The sequence below is a fragment of the Fictibacillus phosphorivorans genome (assembly GCF_023715845.1).
In the GTDB taxonomy this organism is placed as follows: domain Bacteria; phylum Bacillota; class Bacilli; order Bacillales; family Fictibacillaceae; genus Fictibacillus; species Fictibacillus phosphorivorans_D.
On record NZ_JAMBOR010000078.1, the window covers coordinates 1 to 379 of the forward strand.

At 69.7% G+C, this 379-nt stretch carries 1 pseudogene; it reads right to left on the reverse strand.

Going from position 1 to position 379, the window contains the following annotated elements:
• Positions 1–25: 25 nt before the first annotated feature.
• Positions 26–379, reverse strand: a pseudogene (locus tag M3206_RS18875) (hypothetical protein); the annotation flags it as partial.

The window sequence follows — 379 nt, forward strand, 5'->3', positions numbered from 1 at the left end:
CTGTTGGCGGTGCGCGCCAGCGCGGTCAGCTCGTGCGGGTCCTGAATGTTGAGCATCTTGCCCAGCCAGGCCGGCCGGAGCCGGTGTGGGTAATATTGCCCTCGAAGGCGAAGCGCAGCGCGCCGTCGTGCCAGGCGACGGTAGTGCTCAGGCCGTTATCGGTCAGCAGCGGCGTCGCCATCGACATCATCAGCGAAGAGCCGGTGCCGTAGGTCGCCTTCACCACCTCTTCGTCGCCGCGCCGCTGCGCCTGCAGCGCCGCATGGGAATCGCCGATGCGCGCCAGAATCGGCGTGCCCGGCGCCAGGCCCGGAATATCGCTAATCGCCACCGCGCCCTGCGCGCTGGCCGACGGCACGATAGTCGGCAGCGCGCAGGG